Source organism: Streptomyces sp. NPDC005151, assembly GCF_053599875.1.
Map to the genome: position 1 here is coordinate 1 of NZ_JBSFYR010000039.1, position 19,563 is coordinate 19,563.

22 protein-coding genes and 3 pseudogenes are annotated in these 19,563 nt (G+C 70.1%); 7 read left to right on the forward strand and 18 right to left on the reverse strand.

Going from position 1 to position 19,563, the window contains the following annotated elements:
• Nucleotides 1-342: 342 nt before the first annotated feature.
• Nucleotides 343-489: pseudogene (locus ACWD6R_RS21275) on the reverse strand (DNA mismatch repair protein MutT); the annotation flags it as partial.
• On the opposite strand from ACWD6R_RS21275, the gene ACWD6R_RS21280 reads away from it, so the two are divergent.
• Nucleotides 471-1,436 carry an FG-GAP and VCBS repeat-containing protein gene (locus ACWD6R_RS21280; protein WP_451820117.1) on the forward strand — a complete coding sequence of 322 codons (966 nt, stop codon included), beginning with the start codon at nucleotides 471-473 and terminating at the stop codon, nucleotides 1,434-1,436. The pseudogene ACWD6R_RS21275 and the gene ACWD6R_RS21280 sit on opposite strands and share 19 nt — an antisense overlap.
• A gap of 142 nt (nucleotides 1,437-1,578) precedes the next feature.
• Here the strand turns inward: ACWD6R_RS21280 and ACWD6R_RS21285 are convergent, their stop codons facing one another.
• The 11 genes and pseudogenes from ACWD6R_RS21285 to ACWD6R_RS21335 all read right to left on the reverse strand — a co-directional run.
• Nucleotides 1,579-2,103 (reverse strand): DUF6099 family protein, encoded by a 525-nt coding sequence (locus tag ACWD6R_RS21285; protein ID WP_451820118.1) that lies wholly within the window; start codon nucleotides 2,101-2,103, stop codon nucleotides 1,579-1,581.
• A gap of 124 nt (nucleotides 2,104-2,227) precedes the next feature.
• Nucleotides 2,228-2,587, reverse strand: coding sequence for a nucleotide pyrophosphohydrolase (locus ACWD6R_RS21290; protein WP_451820119.1), 360 nt, complete (start codon nucleotides 2,585-2,587; stop codon nucleotides 2,228-2,230).
• Nucleotides 2,584-3,813, reverse strand: coding sequence for an AAA family ATPase (locus ACWD6R_RS21295; RefSeq protein WP_451820120.1), 1,230 nt, complete (start codon nucleotides 3,811-3,813; stop codon nucleotides 2,584-2,586). Before ACWD6R_RS21295 ends, ACWD6R_RS21290 begins: the two co-directional genes overlap by 4 nt.
• A 55-nt stretch (nucleotides 3,814-3,868) precedes the next feature.
• On the reverse strand, nucleotides 3,869-4,267 hold the full coding sequence (locus ACWD6R_RS21300) for a cell division protein SepF (protein ID WP_366136485.1): 399 nt from the start codon (nucleotides 4,265-4,267) through the stop codon (nucleotides 3,869-3,871).
• A 98-nt stretch (nucleotides 4,268-4,365) separates the two neighbouring features.
• Nucleotides 4,366-4,866, reverse strand: coding sequence for a hypothetical protein (locus ACWD6R_RS21305; RefSeq protein WP_451820121.1), 501 nt, complete (start codon nucleotides 4,864-4,866; stop codon nucleotides 4,366-4,368).
• Nucleotides 4,867-4,915: 49 nt separating this feature from the next.
• Complete coding sequence (locus tag ACWD6R_RS21310) at nucleotides 4,916-5,206, reverse strand: hypothetical protein (protein WP_451820122.1); 291 nt, start codon at nucleotides 5,204-5,206, stop codon at nucleotides 4,916-4,918.
• Nucleotides 5,207-5,277: 71 nt separating this feature from the next.
• Nucleotides 5,278-6,276, reverse strand: coding sequence for an MBL fold metallo-hydrolase (locus ACWD6R_RS21315; RefSeq protein WP_451820123.1), 999 nt, complete (start codon nucleotides 6,274-6,276; stop codon nucleotides 5,278-5,280).
• A 300-nt stretch (nucleotides 6,277-6,576) separates the two neighbouring features.
• Nucleotides 6,577-6,753 (reverse strand): hypothetical protein, encoded by a 177-nt coding sequence (locus tag ACWD6R_RS21320; RefSeq protein ID WP_451820124.1) that lies wholly within the window; start codon nucleotides 6,751-6,753, stop codon nucleotides 6,577-6,579.
• Nucleotides 6,750-7,754 carry an IS5 family transposase gene (locus tag ACWD6R_RS21325; RefSeq protein ID WP_451820125.1) on the reverse strand — a complete coding sequence of 335 codons (1,005 nt, stop codon included), beginning with the start codon at nucleotides 7,752-7,754 and terminating at the stop codon, nucleotides 6,750-6,752. The genes ACWD6R_RS21320 and ACWD6R_RS21325 overlap by 4 nt, the downstream gene beginning before the upstream one ends.
• Nucleotides 7,755-7,829: 75 nt before the next feature.
• The gene (locus tag ACWD6R_RS21330) at nucleotides 7,830-8,168 is read right to left on the reverse strand and encodes a YciI family protein (protein ID WP_451820126.1); all 339 of its coding nucleotides are present in this window, start codon (nucleotides 8,166-8,168) and stop codon (nucleotides 7,830-7,832) included.
• A gap of 100 nt (nucleotides 8,169-8,268) precedes the next feature.
• Nucleotides 8,269-8,973: pseudogene (locus tag ACWD6R_RS21335) on the reverse strand (Gfo/Idh/MocA family oxidoreductase); the annotation flags it as partial.
• A gap of 281 nt (nucleotides 8,974-9,254) precedes the next feature.
• Here ACWD6R_RS21335 and ACWD6R_RS21340 point away from each other — a divergent pair.
• Nucleotides 9,255-10,922 carry an IS200/IS605 family accessory protein TnpB-related protein gene (locus ACWD6R_RS21340; RefSeq protein ID WP_451820127.1) on the forward strand — a complete coding sequence of 556 codons (1,668 nt, stop codon included), beginning with the start codon at nucleotides 9,255-9,257 and terminating at the stop codon, nucleotides 10,920-10,922.
• Nucleotides 10,923-11,477: 555 nt separating this feature from the next.
• Nucleotides 11,478-11,660, forward strand: a pseudogene (locus ACWD6R_RS21345) (hypothetical protein); the annotation flags it as partial.
• Between the two features lie 117 nt (nucleotides 11,661-11,777).
• On the opposite strand, the gene ACWD6R_RS21350 reads toward ACWD6R_RS21345, so the two are convergent.
• Complete coding sequence (locus ACWD6R_RS21350) at nucleotides 11,778-12,578, reverse strand: DeoR/GlpR family DNA-binding transcription regulator (RefSeq protein WP_345514160.1); 801 nt, start codon at nucleotides 12,576-12,578, stop codon at nucleotides 11,778-11,780.
• Nucleotides 12,579-12,763: 185 nt separating this feature from the next.
• Between ACWD6R_RS21350 and ACWD6R_RS21355 the strand changes: the two genes are divergently transcribed.
• Nucleotides 12,764-13,648, forward strand: coding sequence for an SIS domain-containing protein (locus tag ACWD6R_RS21355; RefSeq protein WP_451820128.1), 885 nt, complete (start codon nucleotides 12,764-12,766; stop codon nucleotides 13,646-13,648).
• A 453-nt stretch (nucleotides 13,649-14,101) separates the two neighbouring features.
• Here ACWD6R_RS21355 and ACWD6R_RS21360 read toward each other — a convergent pair whose 3' ends face one another.
• Both ACWD6R_RS21360 and ACWD6R_RS21365 read right to left on the reverse strand, forming a co-directional pair.
• Nucleotides 14,102-14,485: a hypothetical protein gene (locus tag ACWD6R_RS21360; protein ID WP_451820129.1), complete on the reverse strand. Its 384-nt coding sequence runs from the start codon at nucleotides 14,483-14,485 to the stop codon at nucleotides 14,102-14,104.
• Nucleotides 14,482-15,078 (reverse strand): RNA polymerase sigma factor, encoded by a 597-nt coding sequence (locus ACWD6R_RS21365; protein WP_451820130.1) that lies wholly within the window; start codon nucleotides 15,076-15,078, stop codon nucleotides 14,482-14,484. The genes ACWD6R_RS21360 and ACWD6R_RS21365 overlap by 4 nt, the downstream gene beginning before the upstream one ends.
• 783 nt (nucleotides 15,079-15,861) lie before the next feature.
• Between ACWD6R_RS21365 and ACWD6R_RS21370 the strand changes: the two genes are divergently transcribed.
• Nucleotides 15,862-16,179, forward strand: coding sequence for a hypothetical protein (locus tag ACWD6R_RS21370; RefSeq protein ID WP_451820131.1), 318 nt, complete (start codon nucleotides 15,862-15,864; stop codon nucleotides 16,177-16,179).
• On the opposite strand, the gene ACWD6R_RS21375 is transcribed toward ACWD6R_RS21370, so the two are convergent.
• Nucleotides 16,166-16,966, reverse strand: a complete 801-nt coding sequence (locus ACWD6R_RS21375; protein ID WP_451820132.1) for an alpha/beta fold hydrolase — start codon at nucleotides 16,964-16,966, stop codon at nucleotides 16,166-16,168. The genes ACWD6R_RS21370 and ACWD6R_RS21375 overlap by 14 nt on opposite strands.
• A gap of 134 nt (nucleotides 16,967-17,100) precedes the next feature.
• Here ACWD6R_RS21375 and ACWD6R_RS21380 point away from each other — a divergent pair, with 134 nt between their 5' ends.
• Nucleotides 17,101-17,694: a TetR/AcrR family transcriptional regulator gene (locus ACWD6R_RS21380; RefSeq protein WP_451820133.1), complete on the forward strand. Its 594-nt coding sequence runs from the start codon at nucleotides 17,101-17,103 to the stop codon at nucleotides 17,692-17,694.
• A gap of 179 nt (nucleotides 17,695-17,873) precedes the next feature.
• On the opposite strand, the gene ACWD6R_RS21385 is transcribed toward ACWD6R_RS21380, so the two are convergent.
• Nucleotides 17,874-18,458, reverse strand: coding sequence for a hypothetical protein (locus ACWD6R_RS21385; RefSeq protein WP_451820134.1), 585 nt, complete (start codon nucleotides 18,456-18,458; stop codon nucleotides 17,874-17,876).
• Between the two features lie 54 nt (nucleotides 18,459-18,512).
• On the opposite strand from ACWD6R_RS21385, the gene ACWD6R_RS21390 reads away from it, so the two are divergent.
• Nucleotides 18,513-18,683 (forward strand): hypothetical protein, encoded by a 171-nt coding sequence (locus tag ACWD6R_RS21390; RefSeq protein WP_451820135.1) that lies wholly within the window; start codon nucleotides 18,513-18,515, stop codon nucleotides 18,681-18,683.
• Nucleotides 18,684-18,723: 40 nt separating this feature from the next.
• Here ACWD6R_RS21390 and ACWD6R_RS21395 read toward each other — a convergent pair whose 3' ends face one another.
• Nucleotides 18,724-19,065 (reverse strand): hypothetical protein, encoded by a 342-nt coding sequence (locus tag ACWD6R_RS21395; protein WP_451820136.1) that lies wholly within the window; start codon nucleotides 19,063-19,065, stop codon nucleotides 18,724-18,726.
• Nucleotides 19,066-19,563 lie beyond the last annotated feature (498 nt).

Here is a 19,563-nt window from a genome sequence, read left to right on the forward strand (position 1 = left end):
CCCAACGTCTCCGCCCACCCCGGCTGCACCTCATCCGTCACCCCCGCATCCTAGGGGTCAACGGCATCCATAAGCCGAGGAGTTATTAATCGACAGCCCCCAGGGCCCCGGCGTTTGCCGGGATCGTCCGATCTTGAGCGGGTTGGGGGTGGCGGCCGACCCCGGAAACAGGCGAACACGGCCCCTGTGGCCGGAGTCTGTCCCGCCAGCACATAGTACGTGTGCTACGCGGACCCCTCTACCTGCTTTTCCGCAGGTCAAGTGTTGTTTGCTGGTCCGGTGAAGTACGTGGGTGTCCGTGGTTGTGCGGGGTTGTTGCCGTCACTACTGCCGTCAGTTGGTTCAGCCCAAGTACGGGCTCTCGCGCTGTTCCAGGAAGTGCTGGAGCCTGAGCCGTTGGGTGTGGTGCATCGACAACTGCTCGATCTCGTCCGGCGGCACGAGCCGAAGCTCGGTGGACTCGTCGGAGATTGCCAGTCGGCCGCCGGTGGCTGGGAGCCGCAGTCACCACCGGCGACTTCAACGCCGACGGCAAGGCCGACATCTTCGCCGCGGGCACCGGCAACGGCGGCACCTGGAACGCTCACCTCACCGGCGCCGCCACCCAGTACGGCGCCCTGACCACCGCCACCGGGTCGCTCGCCTACGAGGACGCCGCGTCCGGCGACTTCAACGCCGACGGGTACGCGGACGTCGCTCTCAACTACCGCGACAGCACCGGCGTCGGCCGCGTCGTCTGGTTCAAGGGCGGGTCGGGCGGGCTCACCAAGGTGGCTGTCCTGTCCGTGAAGGGCGGACGCTCCATCGCCGCGGGCGACATCAACGGCAACGGCGCCGACGACATCGTCATCGGCCGGCCCTCCACCGCCGAGTCCGGTGCGACCGCTGGCGGCGAGGTCACCGCGGTCTACGGCACCGCGGGGACGGGCCTGTCCTCCACCGGCGCCACGAGCATCTCCCAGGCCACGTCCGGCGTACCGGGCGCTGACGAGTCCGGCGACGCGATGGGCGCCTCGGTCTCCGTCGGCGACTACAACAACGACGGCTACGCCGATGTCCTGGCCGGTGTCCCGAACGAGGACATCACCCGCAGCGATATCAACCGCTCCAACGCGGGTACGGCCCTGCTTCTCAAGGGCACCTCCGCCGGCCTCTCCGGCACCGGCGCCATCGCCGTCTCGCAGGACACCTCGGGCATCCCCGGATCCACCGAGACCGACGACAAGCTCGGCTCCGCGGTTTCCCTGACCGACCTGTCCGGCTACGGCCGCGCCGACCTGATCATCGGCGCCGAGGGCGAAGACGCGGGCAATGGCACGCTCCTCTACATCCCGAGCAACAGCACCGGCCTGGGCGTGTCGACGTCCGTCTACTACGGCAGGACCCAACTCGGCACCGCGACCGGCGTCCACCTGGGAGCGAACCTGAGGCACTGAGCACCAGGGTGCCGACTTGACAGTCCGGCTCAATGGGTGGGCGCGGCATGTGCCGTGCCCACCCATTGCGTTGTGCCGTTCGAAGGTCAGAACTCCCCGTAATGAGGCAACCCGGAGCGGTTCGCGTTTCATGCCGGCGCCGTCACGGCTGGCCCGCCGCCGAGCCCGCCGGTCCGCGCACCGCACCGTACGCACCGTCCCGCTCCCGCTGCCGGTCCTGCTCCCGGTCCTGCTCGGCGAGGAGCCGGAGCATCCCGTGCACCCGGTCCAGCGCCTCGTCGGCCGCATCGATCGCCTCGATGCACTGCCAGTAGAGGCTCTCCTCGCCGGTGTCACAGGCCACCGCGACAAGAGCCATCCCCATCTCCCCCAGCAGCGCGCCGAGACCGGTCAGGGCCGCCCGGGGATCGGCGACCTCGGCAAGCTGCGCGGCCCGCGCCGTGCCGGTCCGCACCACCGGATGGTCCGGCGCCCCGCCGCCGTTTCCCCCGATCTCGCCGAGCCCCCGTGCCTCGCCCCGCAGCGCCTTCGGCCCGTACGCCGCCAGGTGCTCGCCGATCGCCTGGGCCAGCGCCTGGATCTGCCAGGCCTCCGCCATGATGGACGGCGCGCCCCGGCTCTGCGCCAGAGCCCGCCGACTTACCTCTATGAGCCGCTCCGCTTCCATGCGTCGCCCCCGTCCGAACGAAAACCCGCTCACCTCATCCATTACCCACAGTGAGGGGAGTGGTACCGAAAGGCCAGGGGATTTCGGAAATCTGTGGACACGAAGTCGACTGTGAAGAAGTCGATCACTCCGAAGAGTGACGATCTTGGGGTTCTGGGGGCTTCGGAACCGGGAAGCGCGCTTCGTTCCTGTCGATCTTCTCCGCCAGCGCCGCCAGCGCATCGATGCTCAGCACCTCGCAGAACTGCAGCAGATACGCGAGCACATCCGCGACTTCGTCCGCCACCCGATGCGCCGTCTCGGGCGTCTCCATCACCCGCGCGGACTGCTCCGGCGTCAGCCACTGGAAGATCTCGACCAGTTCGGACGCCTCGACGCTGAGCGCCGCCGCCAGGTTCTTCGGGGTGTGGTACTGCTCCCAGTCACGGGCGGCCGCGAACGCGGCGAGCCGTCGCTGCAGTGTCTGTACATCGAGTCCGTTCACGGTCCCAGGTCTACCACCGTCGCACCGGCCGTCCCGCGGGCCCGTGCGGCGGCCGCCTCCGCGGCCGTCCCCACCAGTCTGAGGTGCCCGGTCGTGCCGACCGACGCGGCCAGGGCCAGCAGTTCCGCCACCTGCCGTCCGTCCAGGTCCCGGTCGAGCCCGTCGACCAGAACGGTGAGCGTCTGCATGGCCGACGGCACCTCCGACGCGGCGTCCATGGCCAGCACCCCGGGGCCGGTGAGCAGGACCAGGGCGAGCGCCAGGTACCTCAACTCGCCGTCGCCGAGCCGCCCGACCGGGGTGAGGTGCCCGCCGTCGCGCTCCACCACGGCGTGCAGCAACCCGCCCAGGAGCCGCTCGACGCCCAGCCCCCTCACCGTCCCCGCGCATCCGGCAGCGGCCGCCGCAACCAGCCGGGCATGCCGCTGTCCGCACTGGGTGTGTGTCCGTTCCAGTACTGCCGCGAGGTTGTCGCAGTCCCGGCGCAGCCGGCCCTCCCCGCTGGGCACCGGCGCCCGCATCCGCTGCGGCTGCGGTTCGCACACGAAGACGGAGCGCAGGGCCACGACCATCTGTTCGGCGGCCGCGAGGACCCGTAACTGTGCCTCGGTCGTGCCCGCGACCCGCAACGGCAGCAGCGCCGTACCGAGCAGGTCGTCCGGCAGCGGCGCCCGGGTCACCGGGACGGTGCCGGCCGTGTGCCAGGCCGCCTGGACCGTCGAGCCCCTGGGGTCGCGCAGCGCGGTGGTCAGCAGCGTCTCGCCGCCGCCGGTCAGCCGTTCGCCGACGATCCGGAGGGAGGGCTCGGCCTGCACGGCGACGTCGAGCCGGACCCGTCCTGCCGGGCCGGTCGCCGTGCAGCCGATCCGGAAGCCGCGGCGGCCCTGGGCGTCGGGACCGGCCCGTTCGGGCACGTACGCCGCCGGATCCGGGAACACCTCGTCGAGCGGGTCGCCCGCGCCCAGCCGGGCCAGCGCCTCGTACGCCCGCAGCGCGCTGGACTTGCCACTGCCACCGGCCCCGGTGAACAGCGTGAGCGGGCCCACCGGGAGGACGGTGCCACGGTGCGAGGCGAAGGCGGAGAGCCGCAGTTCGGTGACGACGGGGCCGGCGGAACGGACCGCCCCGGTTCGGGGAGGCTCGGTTCGGACAGCCTCGGTCCGGACTTCTCGGGCGGCTGATGTCACTGGGGTCGCCCACGGGTCTTCCGGGCAGCGTGCAGTCATGAGCGGACCGTACGCTCGCCGTCGACCGGCGAACCGTTCCGCCCGCACGACCTTCCTACGATCGGGGGACGCCCGCCGCCGTGACCCCCTCGACCTCGATGCCGACCGGCGACAGAAGAAACACGTTCCGGTCGACGCGGTGCATTCCGCTGCCGAGCCCGAAGACCACACCGCTGGTGAAGTCCAGGATCCGCTTGGCCACATCGGTCTCGGCGCTGGTCAGATCGAGCAGCACGGGGATCTGTGCTACCAGATACTCGGCCACCTCGCGGGCGTCCGCAAAGACCTGAACGCGCAGCACGACCATGCGGCGCTGTTCGGCGGTCTCGTGGTCGTCGGGGACGGCGCGGTGGTCGACCCGCGACGGCCATTCGTTGCGGCTGCGCAGCGGCACGACCTGGGCCAGACCCTCCCACTGCTCGTCCGTGACGTCATACCTGTCGTACCTGCTCACCGGACCACCCCGTCTGTGCTTCGGTCGGCGTTGCGCCACTCGCTGTTCATCGGGCAATTCTCGCGCCCCTCACCCGTTCGGCGTACCACCGACACGGGTCAGCGGCTGATCGACACCTCCGACGAGGCCGAAAGCGCTGCGTCGCCGGTCACGTCGAGCGGGGTGAAACGGACCGGGAGACGCACCAGGGCGCGGTGGAACGAACCGGGCCGCCACATCAGTTCGCTCGCCGGAACGGCCAGCTCCGCATCGCACAGCTGGCTGGTCAGCAGCTCGATCGCGGTCATCGCGATGAGTAGCGCCGGCTGCTTCGCGGGGCACCGGTGCAGCCCCGCCGACCAAAACAGATGGGCGCTGCCGCCGGAGCGCACGCCCGGGTCCGAAGGGGCGGGCAGGGACTGGGTGTTGGCCCCTGCAAAGGAGACCAGGAGCAGTTGCCCGGCGCGCAGCCGAACGCCGTGGAACTCGGTGTCGTGGCGGGGGTAGTGAGCGGCGGAATTGGCCGGCGGCGGGTCCTGCCAGAGGACCTCGTTGATCGCCTCGTGGGCAGTCATCGCTCCGCCGTGCGGCGAGCCGGCATAGCGCGCGTAGGTGAGCATGTGCAGAAGCGCGTTGCCGATCAGGTTGGTCGTCGGGCGTGGCCCGCGCTCATGGCCAGAGTGATCTGACGCACAGTCTCGTCGTTGTCGAGACCGGCCGGATGGCCGAGGAGGTACGAGGTGAGGTCGCGGCGGGGACGGGCACGTCGAGCGCGGCGGCGGGCATCCGCTTCCGGGCGAGCTGCCGGATCTCGTCGGCGAGGGCGGCGGTACGGGCATCGGCCGCCTTCGCCTGGCGTTCGGGCAGCTCGGCGCGGGCCCACGCCACATGGGCGTCCCGGGCCACGTTCCGAGAACGGACCACGGCCACAACGGCGGTGACGACGGCGATCAGCGCCACGATCCATGCCCGGCCGTCACCGTATTTCTGTTGCCGGGTCGGACCCGCCCGGGCGGGAGGGGATCCGGGTGTCACCTCTCGAGGTCTGCCGCCCCACGGGACTGCTCCACTTCCTGGGCGACGACGGCGACATCGGTCATCACCTGAAGCACACTGGGCAGTTCGGAGCCGTCGAGCTGCCGGTACTCGCTGCCGATCGTCACCACAAGGCGTTCGGCCAGGCCGAGTTCGGGGTGGCGCCCCTCGGCGATCACCCGGCGGGCCGCCTCCAGCGCGGGCACCCCGGCCGCGTGCAGGGCGTGGGCGCGTTCCCGTACGTACTCGAGGTAGCCGATGTGTGCGCGCACGCCGGCCGGGTCGAGGACCGGACCGTGGCCCGGGACGATGGTCTCGGCGCCGGTGGCCAGCACCTGTTCGCAGGCGGCGATCACCTGGGAGAGGGGGCCCGCCCAGTGCACCGGGTGGTCGCCCGGCTGCTCCGGGGTGGAGGCGAAGATGACGTCGCCGCTGAACACGGTGCGCTGAGCGGGCAGGTGCACGATGAGGTCGCCCGTGGTGTGGGCGGGGGGCAGGGCCGTCACCTGGACCGGGTACTCCCCCAGGGTCAGTTCGAGCTCGCCGGTGAAGTACGTGGTCGGCTGCACGGGTTCGGTCCGTGACCAGTCGAACGGGCCGAAGTGGCGCTTGAGGTACTCACCGAGCGCGGTGGCCGGATCGCTGCCCTGGACGAGGGCATGCTGCTGCTTCGGGGTGGGTTCGTAGTGAATGTGTTCCCGGGCCTCGCGGGTAGCGATGATCTCCGCGTCGGGGAGTACGCCCGCGCCCCAGAAGTGGTCCCCGTTGGCGTGGGTGACGATCACCCGGTCGATGGCGGCGCCGTCGGGCAGCCGTTTCGCGGACTCCGCCAGGAACTGGCCGGCGAGCACGGGGTCGTACGGGGTGTCGATCCAGATCGCGCCACGCGATGACGTCAGGAGACCGCAGTTCGCGAGGCCCCAGCCCCGTTTCGGCGGGAGCCATCCGTAGAGGTCCCGGCCCAGCTCGACGAAGTCTCCGCCCGTGATCGACATGGACGCGATTATGCCGACCGCGATCCGGCAACGCGTTCGAACTCGGCCACCGAGGAATCCGTTTGGCGCAAACCCACCGCCCGTTCGCACCGATTGCGATGCGGCGGTGACGGTACGAGACCGGGCATCCTCACCCCCGTACGACATCTTCCGGACGTTCGGCTTCATTTCCCCCGACGGTGCCACGCTTCGCGGCCGTGGCCGATCGGGCGGCCGCCAAACAGGAATGGGCCGATTACCCACCGAGCATGGCTGAAAACAGACACAGAGAGACCTCCGGCGACGGCGCCGGGCTCGCTGTCACTCCGTCCAGTCGACCATGCCGGACGGCGAGATGGCGGTGGCGGGCGTCTTGATGCTGCCGAGCTTGTACGACGTACCCGCGGTGGCGTCCGCGACGGTGGCGCCGAACCAGCCGTCGCCCTCGGCCGCCACCTTGAAGGTGTACGTATGGCCGGCGGTCCAGTCGAGGTTCATCGGCAGCTCATGCCGACGCCCTCGCCGCCGAAGCTCTGGCACCAGGAGCCGGTGGAGCCGGCCGTGGCTTCCGAGACGTCCCGGACGGAGAAGAGAAGCACCCTGCTCGATCCGCCGTTGGACTGCATCCCGAGGTAGGCGCCATTGCCCTGGTCGAGACCGACCGGCAATTGAGGGGTGGGTGAAGGAGCGGGGCTGGGGTGCGTGCATCGCAAGGCGGAGCGGTTGAACATGCACTCCACCGCGTGCCGCTTCTTGTAGTCCTCGTAGTCGACCTTCGGCGGCCGCCCACCCTTCGAGCCCCTCGCCAGCCGGTTGGCGCGGTGGTCTTTCTTGTCCGGGATCGTCGCGGCGATCCCGCGCCGACGAAGCCGGCGCCGGTTGGCCGCTGAGGCATACCCCTTGTCCGCCCGGACCCGGTCAGGGCGCGTCCGTGGCCGCCCGGCCCCGCCGGGACGCTTCACCCGGACCTGGTCAAGCACCGCGGCGAACTGCGGGCTGTCGCCCCGCTGCCCGGCGGTGACGACCATCCCCATGAGCTTCTGCCCCTGCTCGCAGGCCGCGTGGATCTTCGTGGTCCACCCGCCCCGGGAACGACCCAGCCCGTGATCGGCGGGCTCGGCCCCTGGCGGCTCCTTCTGCCCGGCGCTGTCCCGTCGGGCGCCAGCGGCGTGCTGGTGCGCCCGCGCGATCGTGGAGTCGACCGAGACTTCCCAGCAGATCTGCCGGCCCCCGTCGGCCAGGGTCCACAGCGCGTCCAGGACCTGGTCCCAGACGCCCTCGCGCTGGTAACGGCGGAACACCCGATACAGGCTCGACCACGGCCCAAACCGTTCAGGCACGTCCCGCCACGGGCACCCCGCCCGGACCCGGTGCCGGATCCCGTCGACCTGCCGACGCAGGTTCCGCGCCGGACGACCGCACACTGCGACCGGCAGCAACGCCTCGACCACCGCCCACGCCTCGTCCGTCAGATCATGCCGCCCAACCGCGTCACCCACGGGCCCGCAGCATGCCGAACCCGCAGGTCACACGCCACTTCCGAACCAGGCCCTAGCCGCGGCGGTCGTCTTCGATCAGACGGTCGGGTCGGGCATGATCTCCCGGACCTCTTGTGCACAGCGGCACGCGGCGGCGATCTTGGCAGCCCACTCCAGCGCGTCCTCGCGTGAGGGTACATCGATGATCGAGAACCCGCCGAGGACCGCCTTGGTCTCCGGGTACGGGCCGTCGGTGACGGTCCCGTCGGTGGCCACGACGCTCGCCTGCTGGCTCTCCAGTCCACCGCCGAAGACCCACACGCCGGCGTCCTGAGCCTCCCGCACCACCTCGTGCGAGGCCTCGGCCACCTCGGGCAACTCCTGCTCGGGGAAGGTCATCGCGCCGTCATCGAACGAGATCAGGTACCGCGTCATCCATGGCTCCCTTGTCCGGTGGCCTCCTTCAGCCGCCTCTCACCCTACGACGAACGCCTCCCTCCAGAACCGACGCTCCTCCTAGCTTCCGAAACAGGCCCTAGTGGACCTGACCGCGTTCGAAGTACGCGATCAGCTCGGGGTCGAGGGCGGGCACGTCGTACGGCGCCCCGCCCTCACGCAGCGAGCGGGTCGCGAGGACCCCGGCGGCGACGCTCATCCGGGCGGCGACCGGAGAGGTGTCGGTGACACCTCCGTCGCGGACGAACCGGCAGAACTCCTCCATGATCCGGGTGTCACCGCCGCCGTGCGAGCCATCGGCCTCCGGCACCCGGTAGGTGATGTCGGCCTCGGCGCGGTATCCGCTGGGTCCGGTGTTCCAGACCTTGACCTCGCCACCGGGGCCGTCGCCGAAGTTCTCCAGCCGCCCCTCGGTGCCGATGACGGTGTAGTTGCGCCAGTAGTCCGGGGTGAAGTGGCACTGCTGGTAGGCGGCCACGACGCCGTTGTCGAGCTGCATGTTCATCACCGAGACGTCCTCGACGTCCACGATGTGGTGCAGATCCTTGCGGGCCGTCGGCGGCCAGTCGAACTCCCGCAGCCAGTTCGCCGGGCGCGGGGTGTCCGGCTCGCGGCGTGGCAGGTCCCCGTAGACGAGGAGGTCGCCGAGGGCGTTGACGCGGCGCGTGTAGCCGCCGGCCAGCCAGTGCAGCACGTCGATGTCGTGCGCGGCCTTCTGGAGCAGCAGCCCGGTGGTACGGGTCCGGTCGGCGTGCCAGTCCTTGAAGTAGTAGTCACCGCCGTAGAGCAGCCCAAAGAAGCGATTCCCCCCACGCCTGAAGGCGAGGGTCCCCTCGCTAGATCGCTGATGGAACGGCGGAGGCCGAGCCCGATGACGCCGAGTCGGAGGTCTGATACGGGGGTTGTGAGCTGCTGTCGGCTTGCTGAGCTGAAGTGAGTGGTGGTGAGCGGGAGTGAGTCCCGTCGGTGGGGGAACGGGGGTTCTGGGGTCGAATGGGTGACCTTGGCGGCTGTGGCTCGTTGGGCTTGATAGCGGGTGTCTGGCCTTGAGGGCGGGGTGATGTGGTGGGTGGTTTGCGGGAGCTGGCCGTGTCCTTCGTGGTGCCTGGGCCTTGCGGGGTGGCGGTCCGGGACCGTCTGGGGCACCTCACGCCCCAGGACGAGAGGGTGCTGCGTGCGGTCGGTGAGCAGCAGGGTGCGCTTGCTTCCCGTGATCTCAAGGCCCGCTGTGCGGACGGTCCGGAGCACAGTGCGGACGCCTGGGCAGCGCGTAAGCGGGAGCTGACGAAGGAGTCGTCGTCGCGGATCGCGGGGGCAATCACCAAGGCCACGCACGATCAGTGGGCGCTCGCGCGCCGTTGCCAGGCGGCGCATATCCAGAAGCTGGCAGCCGGGATCAACATGCTGCGGCACCGCCTGTCCCTCCCGATCGGGGAGAAGGGCACCAAGCGCGCGGCGGGTGGCTACCGGTCGAAGAGCGAGTGGTTCCGTAAATCCCGCCGCCTTGCGATGCTGGAAGACCGGCACGCCGCTGCTGTTGCCGACTGGCAGGCCGGGCGGGTGCGGGTGGTGCGGGGCGGTAGACGTCTCCTCAACACCCGCCACCACCTCGCCCAGGCCCAGCTCACCGAGGAGCAGTGGCGGGAACGCTGGGAGGCGGAACGCTGGTTTCTTGCTGCTGATGGTGAGTCGGGGAAGCGGTTCGGGAACGAGACGATCCGCGTCACCCCGGACGGCGAGGTCAGCATCAAACTGCCTGCCCCGCTCGCGCACCTGGCCAACGCCAGGCACGGCCGGTACACCCTCACCGTCCGTATCGCGTTCGCGCACCGGGGTGCGGAGTGGGCCGACCGCATCGAAGCGAACCGGGCCGTCGCCTACCGCATCCACCTCGATACGGGGCGCGGACGCTGGTACCTCACCGCATCCTGGCAGCGCCCCGTCGTCCGGACCATCCCGTTGGAGACCGCCCGCGCCCGGGGCATGGTCGGCGTCGACACCAACGCCGACCACTTTGCCGCCTACCACCTCGACCGGCACGGCAACCCCATCGGAGACCCGCGCCGCTTCCCCTACGACCTGTCCGGCACCGCCGGCCACCGCGACGCACAGATCCGCCACGCCCTGACCCGGTTGATCAACTGGGCGGGGCGTGTCGGTGCCACCGCGATCGGCATCGAAGATCTGGACTTCACCGCCGAGAAGACTCGGGAGAAGCACGGCCGCCGGAAGCGGTTCCGGCAGCTCATCTCCGGCATGCCGACCGGCAAGCTCAAGGCCCGGCTGGTGTCGATGGCCGCCGAACACGGCCTGAGCATTGTCGCGGTCGACCCCGCCTACACCTCCCAGTGGGGTGGCCAGCATTGGCAGAAACCGCTGGCCACCCCGCACCGAAAGATGTCCCGTCACGATGCCGCGGGCATCGCGATCGGACGACGCGCCCTCGGACACCCGATCCGGGATGGGGTATCCCCTGCTCGAACGGAGTTGAGAGCTTGGGGAAGGACGGCACCGCCCCCGCACGACCGGAGTGATCGTGTGGGGCATCGGACCGTCCAGGCCGGACCGGACGCCCGGGGGCGTGAGGGAACCCGCCCGCCCGCGACGGACCACGCCCCCGGAGGCGTGCCGCCGAGTGGGAAGCGAAAGCGGGAACCCAGTGCATCCAAAACCGTTCGGGATGGGCCCAGTACGCAGCAGTGGGTCCAAGACTCACTCACGCACACTGGTTAGGAACGGCGTCCCGCGATCACGGCTGCGGCACGCACCGAGCCGAACCCCCTGCCAATGGGTTCACCGCGAGTCCAGGATGCACCCCCATGCTCGAATTTGCTCCAAAAGGCGCATCTCCCAACATTCTCATGCAGAGGCGGGTAAGCCCGCATGAGCTCTCGCACGTCCAAGTCCGGCTTCGGCCGGCTCGGCCGCGTCGCCGGAAGTGCCGTCGCGACACTGGCACTTGCAGCCCGTATCGAAATGTCCACGACGGCCACGGCGGACGCCAATGAGGACGGCTGGGGAGACGCGCCCGGCATATACACCCACTACACCCTCCCAGCCGAGACCCCGACCTGTCGTCCGCGACATGGAGCACCACGGTCGCTGCCGACCCCGGCTTCACCTCGCACACCTTCTGGTCGCATCAGTTCAGCTTCAACCAGGGGAACGGCGGCTACATCGACATGCAGGACAACGGTGACTGCGCCAACGTCACCAGCACGACCGGCCCCGAGGGCGGCGAGCAGATCCTGGGCATCGGCAACTCCACCCGGGACGCCGTAACCGACCGTGCGGGCAACTGCCTGGACGTGGAAGGCGTGGACTACGCCCAGCCGGAACGACAAGAAGGTCCCGGTCACGATCACGACCTGTGCGGGCACGCCCGAACCGCTGACGACCTGGACGTACGGCGCACACGGCTCGATCGTGAACGACGCGACCGGCCGGTGCCTGTACGCCCCCGGCGGCAACGAGACCGGGCACCGCGTGGAACTGCGCGACTGCACCGGCAAGGCGGACCAGCGGTGGACCGCACCCCGCAGCCGATCCTGCGGGACGGCGTCACCGCCGGGCGGTCCGGCGTCACCCTCACACAGCGATGACGGTGACGCCGGCCTCGGTGAAACGGGCCTTCGCGTCGCGGGTGATGCCGGTGTCGGTGACCAGGAAGTCGACCTGGCTGAGATCGCAGACCCGGGCGAAGGCCCGCTTGCCGATCTTCGAGGAGTCGGCGGCCACGACCACCCGCTGCGCCTGCTGGGCGAGCAGCCGGTTGATGCTGGCCTCGCCCTCGTGGTGAACGTACGCCCCGCGCTCGGTGTCGATCGCATTGACGCCCAGCACGGCGACATCCAGCGTTATCTCACCGAGCACGCCACTGGCCAGCGGCCCCGTGAGCTCGTACGACTGCGGCCGGGCCACTCCACCGGTCACCACGATCTTGATCTGCGGCCGTATCACCAGCTCGTTGGCGATGTTGAGGGCATTGGTCACCACCGTCAGGGTCGGCTGCCCCCCGGCTCCGGGGCCGGTGTCACCGACGAGGTCGGAGCGCACGGCCAGCGAGCGGGCGACCTCGGTGATCGTGGTGCCACCAGTCAGCCCCACCACCTCGCCCACCGCCACGAGTTCGGACACCGCGCGGCCGATGGCCTGCTTCTCCGGGGCGTTGCGTCCCGTCTTGTAGCGCAACGCCAGTTCGTAGGAGACTCCGTGCGCGACGGCGCCGCCGCGGGTTCGGGTGAGGAGCTGCTGCTCGGCGAGCTGGTCCAGGTCACGGCGGATGGTCGCGGCCGAGACGTCAAGCGTCGTCGCGGCGTCCTCGACCTCCACCCGGCCGTGTTTGCCGACCAGCTCAAGCAGCGCGTCCCACCGGGCATCCCTGGACAAGTGAACTCTCCTTACGGGTCCGGGATTCGAGCGCCCATCCCCTTGGGCAGTGTCACCGGACATGCGCAAGGGTCGCACAAGGCGCCGATCAGTCAAGTCTCATGCAAGCAGAATGCTTGATAATGATTGTAGAACCCGTATAACGTGCGTTAGCGAGCATCCCAACACCCACACGGAGTGTAAAAGTGTCGTTTGTCGAGATTGAGACAGCCAGCCAGCCGGAGTGCTGGCGCCGCGCCGCGGACCTGGCACAGAGCCAGTCGGCCGCCCTGCCCGCCACGGGCGAGCGCATCGCCGTCGTCGGCTGCGGCACCTCGTTCTACATGGCCCAGGCGTACGCCGCGCTCCGCGAGGAATCCGGGCAGGGCGAGTCCGACGCGTTCGCCGCATCGGAGTTCCCCTTCGGCCGCAGCTACGACCGGGTCGTGGCGCTCACCCGCTCGGGCACGACGACCGAGGTGCTGGAGCTGCTCGGCCGGCTCCGTGGCGTCACCCGTACCGTCGCGATCACGGCCGACCCGAACACCCCGGTGATGACGTCCGCCGACGATGTCGTCGTCCTCGACTTCGCCGACGAGCAGTCCGTGGTGCAGACCCGGTTCGCCACCACGCTGCTCACGCTGCTCCGTGCCCACCTCGGCCTGCACACCGACGCCGTGGTCCGCGACGCGGAGACCGCACTGGCCGAGCCGCTGCCCGAAGGACTGCTGGAGTGCACCCAGTTCACCTTCCTCGGCCGGGGCTGGACGGTCGGTCTCGCCAACGAGGCCGCGCTCAAGATGAAGGAGGCGTCGCTCTCCTGGACCGAGTCCTACCCCGCGATGGAGTACCGCCACGGTCCGATCAGCATCGCCACCACCGGCACCGCCACCTGGGTGTTCGGTACCGCACCCGAGGGTCTTGAGGAGCAGGTCGCGTCGACCGGCGCCCGCTGGGTGGCGAGCGGCCTGGACCCGCTGGCCGAGCTGGTCCGCGTACAGCGTCTGGCGATCGCCCGCGCCGAGGCCGCCGGCATCGACCCGGACAGCCCCCGTCACCTGACCCGCTCGGTGGTTCTCGCCGACGCCTGACCGGCGGACGGGCATCATCGAACGCGCGCTCACCGTTCCGCACGACGGTGTGCGCGAGGGCGCGTGCGAGGGGTTTCCTCACCGTGCCTGCACGGGGCAGCAATACCGGCCCGCTCGTCCTTCCCGGGTCCAGTGGACGGATCGAGGACGAGCGATGCCGGATCCTGACGCGGGAGGGCCTGACCGGCCTGTCGGTCCGCTGGTTCGGCGGCGCCGGGCAGCCGCCGGGGATCTGTGAGGTCCCGCTGGAGACGTTCGTGTCCGCGACCGAGCTGCTCCGGTCGCGCGGGGCGCGGTGCATCGGGGTGCTGGGCACCTCCAAGGGCGCGGAGGCAGCGCTGCACCTCTCGGTGCTGCACCCCGGGACCGATGCCGTGGTGGCGCTCTCCCCCACGTCGCTGACCTGGGCCAATGCCGGGGCCGGGCAGGACGGTCGGACTCACCGTGGACCGGTCACCGGGAAGCGGTCGGGGTGCTGCCGTGGGTCGTCGCCCCGTGAGTGGCCTTCGCCGCCGGATGCGCCTTGGTGAGGGTGCAGACACCATCCACGCACTGGCGCTCCAGACGCCCACGGGAGATGGTCTGCGCCAGGCCGACCATCCAGCAGGTGGGGCAGCCGCGGAAGGCGATCAGGGCCAATGGGGCCGCCAGCAGGGTGGCCGGGCCGGCGACGGGCACCATGGCGATCGAGCCGATGATCAGCCCGAAGCCGATGGCACCGCGCGCCAGGTGGCGCGGCACGGACTTGCTGGCGAAGTTCATGTCGGACGCCGGGGACTGTGCGATGGCCCGGTCCTTCGTACCCTGCGAGGGCTTCACGATGTTCACGGTGTTCACGGTGAGTCTCCTTCGACTGGTCGGTCGATGGCTTGATCTGGTGCTTGGTCGGTCGCTTCCAGTGCGTGACGCAGTGCTGCGCGTGCCCTGTGCAGCCGTGACTTCATCGCGGCGGTGCTCAGGCCGAGCGAATGGGCGACGGTCTTGCCGGGCAGGCCCTGGACGTCCCGCATGATCAGGACCTGTCGCTGGTCATGGGGAAGGGCGCTGACCGCGGCCGCGATCCGCTCCACCTCCAGCCTGTGCAGCACCGCCTCCTCGGCGGACGGCTCCGCGCACGCCTCCGGTTCGGACGACGCCTCGTCGCGCCGCGCGACGAGCAGCCGTACCTGCCGGAGGCACTCGTTGCGTACGATCCGGAACATCCATGAGGCAAGCGCGCCGGTGGCCCGCAAGGTGCCGATCTTCCGGTAGAGGATGATCAGCGCCTCTTGTGCCGCGTCCTCCGCGTCCTGCGGCGAGGCGCACAGCGATATGGCGAACTTGCGCACATGAGGCTGCGATTCCATGACCACGGTGGTGAGCGAAGAGACGTCGCCGTCCTGAGCAGCCTTGATCAGCCGCTCGTCCGGCCAGGGGAAGCGTTGGTTCATGTGCTACTCATACCGGAAGGCGCCCCGCGCACAGGCGCTGGTCAGCTTCGACTCTTGTAGCGCCGCATCAGGTGCCAGCTGCACGCACCCACGAGCAGGACTCCGATGACTACGAGGCCCGTGACCATCATTGGTGTTTCCTCCCGGTTCCTCCGGCGCGTTCGGCCGGTACACACATAAGAGACGGGGATGTGCCGAGAGGATTCACCTTCCGCCGAACCTTTTTCTTCGAACCGTTCGAGACCCCGCCCGCGGGGCCGTGGCACGCGGGCCGACATCCGGGTTACCGACCCCTGAGGAGATCGCCGACCACCGCGATGCCCGTGGTGATGGGGCGCTCGCCGACGTTTCCGAACCCCAGGACCGGTCGTGACGACGGCGCGGGCGCCGGTCGCAGCGTGTACCCGCACGTCGATGCCGCGCTCGTCGACCGGTACGGGGATCGCCGACATGCCCGCCCGGGACGCGGCGGAGGAGATCGCGGCCGGTGATCCCGGGTCCTCGTACGCCACGGTGCGGACCCCCGACCCGGCCAGCGCCCGCAGGGCCAGACCGAGGCTCTGCAGGTGGCCGGAGCAGACCACGATCCATTCCGGATCGCGTCCCGCAGTCCGAGTTCCAGCTGGGGTCGCAGCGGCTCGCCGCTCTCCCGGTCGATGACCAGCAGTAGCTCGGACCACGCCACAGGCATGGAATCGGATCTTACTGACGAGCCACCCGGCCCATAGCTTCTTCGGCGCACCGACCGGCGCACCTGAGCCTCCCAGCCCGGGACCGGAGACCGTGCCCGCCTACGCCGCCGATACCGGCGACCACGATGCCCTCCTGGACACATTCCTCGACGCTCACAGCGACTGGGAGAAGCGGTGGACCTGGTCAGGCGACACCACCCACGCCATCCACGAATCCCAGACCCTGCGCATCGAGCGCATTCACGAAGCTCCCGCCCACGAGACCGCTTGGACCGTGGCGGCGTACGAGACTCCCGTCTCCGATCGCACCAGCCATAGCCTCTCGGACAAGTCCTCGACGAGCTCGTCTTTGATCGACTCGGCGTGCGACAGGACAAAGCTTGCCGGGAGGGGCACTAGATCGTGGTGAGGAAGGCGCGGACCGCGGCGGCGAACGTGTCCGGGGCGGTGGAGGGGATCAGGTGGTCACCTTCCAGCTCGGAGGTTACGGTGCCGGGACGGCGCTCGACCATGGCGCGGATCTGCTCGGGCGGGATGATGCCCTTGGTGCCGTGAATCAGCAGGGCGGGGCAGGTGGTGGCCGTCCAGTCGTCCCAGTGGTCACCGTGCACCTGCTCCTCGGACCGGTGCATGTCCTGCGGGTGGAAGGGCAGTCGCCAGCTGCCGTCGGGGTTCTCCCGGATCCGGTCGGAGAAGTACGGCGCGGCCGGGCCCAGCCCGGCCACGAGCGCGTCTCGGGTGGGCGCCCGGTAGGGCAGCCCCAGGAGGAAGCCGAGCGGATTCGGCCCGTCCAGGTCGAGCGCGGCGGGGCCCTCGGTGTTGACGAACGCGCTGACGCGCTCGGGGTGGCGGGCTGCGAACTGGTAGGCGTTGATGGCTCCGAGGGAGTGGCCGAGCAGGACGACGCGGTCCAGATCGAGGTGGTCCAGGAGCGCCAGGACATCGGCGAGGTAGCCCTCCCGGGAGTAGTCGGAGGTGCGGTCGGACTCGCCCTGGCCGCGCTGGTCCGGTGCGATCAGCCGCCATTCGGGGCTCAGCGCACGGGCAAGCGGGGCGAACGTGGCGCCCTCGGACAGGTGTCCGTGCAGCGCGACCAGCGGGCGGCCGGTGCCGCCGAAGTCGAGGTAGGACAGCCGACGGCCGTCGATGGTCAGTTCGGCGCGGGCTGTGGTGCCGTTCGAAGCCGTGTCGTTCACTGCGGATCTCCCCTGCTCGATGGCGATGGAAGGACCGTAGGAGAAATTGGGCGCTTGCACAAGACGCTTGCCTCATTCGATCGCCTAAGGCTTTTGTCTGATGCGGTCGATCCACCGTTGGATAGCATGCGGCCATGGGAAATCGCGAAGACCTGCTCGCCGGGGCCCGCCGCTGCCTGGAGGAAAAGGGATGGGCGCGCACCACCATCCGCGACATCACGGCCGCGTCCGGCGGCGTCAGCATGGCCGCGATCGGCTACCACTTCGGCTCCCGCGAGGCGCTACTGAACGCGGCGCTCATCGAGGCGATCGACGAGTGGGGGACGCACACCGGCCGCACCCTCGCCGCGTTCGAGCGGGACGGGGCCACGCCCGCCGAACGCTACGAGGCGATGTGGGACCGGGTGATCGAGTCCTTCGGCACGCACCGCGCCCTGTGGCTCGCCTCGATCGAGGCGCTCGCCCAGGCCGAGCACTCCGCGGACCTCCGCCGCTATCTCGCCGGGGGCCAGGCCGAGGGCCGGCGCGGGCTGGCGGCCATCCTCAGCGGTGTCGACGAGGACGCAGTCGACGACGACGCCGCGCGCACCCTGGGCGGCGTCCAGATGGCCCTGCTCGGCGGCCTGATGACGCAGTGGCTCACGGATCCCGACCAGGCCCCCACCGGCGCCGACGTCGTCGCCGGGCTGCGCGCGTTGGCCCGCATCGTCGGCCCCGGCCGGTCCTGAGCCGCCCGCCGGGCCCGGCCGATCGATCGCATCGATGGCCGCGAATCGAGATCAGGAGTGCCGGGAGGCGACCGCCTACCGGCACTCCGGCTCCGATCACCGACCCGCAGCTGGTCAATGTCGAGAACTCATGCCGGACGTCAACGGCGTTGAACGGCCCGTCCGGCCACCGCCTCGGGCTACTCCTCGAAGTAGGCGTCGAGCACCACGTCGAGTTCCTCCGCCCACGCCTTGAGACTGCTTCTGGCGGCCGCCTCGACCTCGGCGTTGAACCAGCGGCGGGACGACATGTGGACGGTGACGGTGAACCGGCGCCCGAACCGGGGGACCTTCACCTCGACCGCACCGACCTCGTCCCAGAGGAACTCGGCCTCCTGGTCGTCCAGCCGGAACCGGATGCCGTCACGGTCCGCGGTGATCGAACCCCGTCGGTCGCTGACCTCGAATACGGGCCCGTTCTCGTCCTTCTCGTCCTTCTCGTCCTTCTCGTCCTTCTCGTCCTTCTCGTCCTTCTCGTCCTTCTCGTGTTCCTCCTGCTCCCCGTCCTTTGCGTCCTCCGAGCCGGAATCGGCGGCGGTGCCCCCGGGGACACCCTCCGCAAGGGCGTCGTCAGGGGCGGCACCCTCGGGCACCGGCTCCTCGGTCTTCTCCTGGTCCGCCTCGGACGTCCCGACGGTGCGAGGGGCCGTGAGACCAGGTATGTACGCCGGGTCTGTCCCTGCGGCGTACGCGGGCTGAGTGTTCGGATCTATGCGCTGCTCCACGGCGGGCAGTATGGCCGACGAACCTGTACGAGACCAGTAAGAACCGGCCGGGCCGTGACGTCACCCGAGAACGTACCGAGTTGGCGGAGCAGAAACCGGCGTACGCAGGACCTCCGCCGCATCCGCGGCCAGGAGCCCCGGCCGGCCGCGGACGGCGAGGGCGCGGAAGCCACGATCGAGGAACTGGCCACGCTCCTCGCCCGAGACCTCGACGCGGCGCCGTAAAGCCGCAACGCCGCCGGACGGCGCGGCAGCACCTCGTCATTCAGCCGGAATGGCGATCTCGAACCAGGTGGTCTTGCCGCGCCCCGCGGGCGAGCTTCCCCAGTCGCCGGCGAGCGCGTCGACGATCAGCAGTCCGCGCCCGGACTCGGCCTCCTGGTTGGTCCGCCGCCATGCCCGAGGGCACCGTGAAACTCATGGTGGTGTCGACCATCATCGCGGCCGCCAGCGCCCGGTCGTCCTCCGTCAGCAGATAGGCGGTGCAGGTGCTGAAGTCGACATGGCGATTCAGGCGGCGCAGCGCCGCAGCGATGACGCGGTCACGGGACGCCGTCGGGCGCCCGGTCGGCCTGTCGGGGCCTGCCGCGGAGGATGGGGAGTCCATGAGATCCACCCCGGTGCGTCGGCGACAGGTGGGGGCTGCCCGGCTGCTCGGCGATACGCGCCGTAGCCATTTCGGTATGGGCGTAATCCCCGAGGTACGCGCCCGCGTGACGTCATTCGGTGTCCCCACCGGTGCACGGACGGCCGGGCGGAGACGTCGCGGTCGCGGCGCCGCATCGAACTCCGGGATCTCGCCGCATACCCGTCCGCGCTGCCCAGGCCGGCATGCAGGCCGGACGGGCCCTTGAATCCCGTATTAAACCCATGTGGCAGTTCGCTTGGCTCAGGGGCTGCCTCCTGATCCGAGGCGCTCCCTGGCAGGAGGCGGCCACCGATGAATAAGGTTGCGCTTGCACATCCCACCGAAGAATCCGGCCATGGGAAACAATCCGGGCACACATCCGTCCTTGCTGCCGCGTGGGACGTTCACCCGTACCGAGCAGCCGACAGCGGAGGAGCAGGCACGATGTCAGGGACCGGCCGGGCAGCCGCGGCCGAC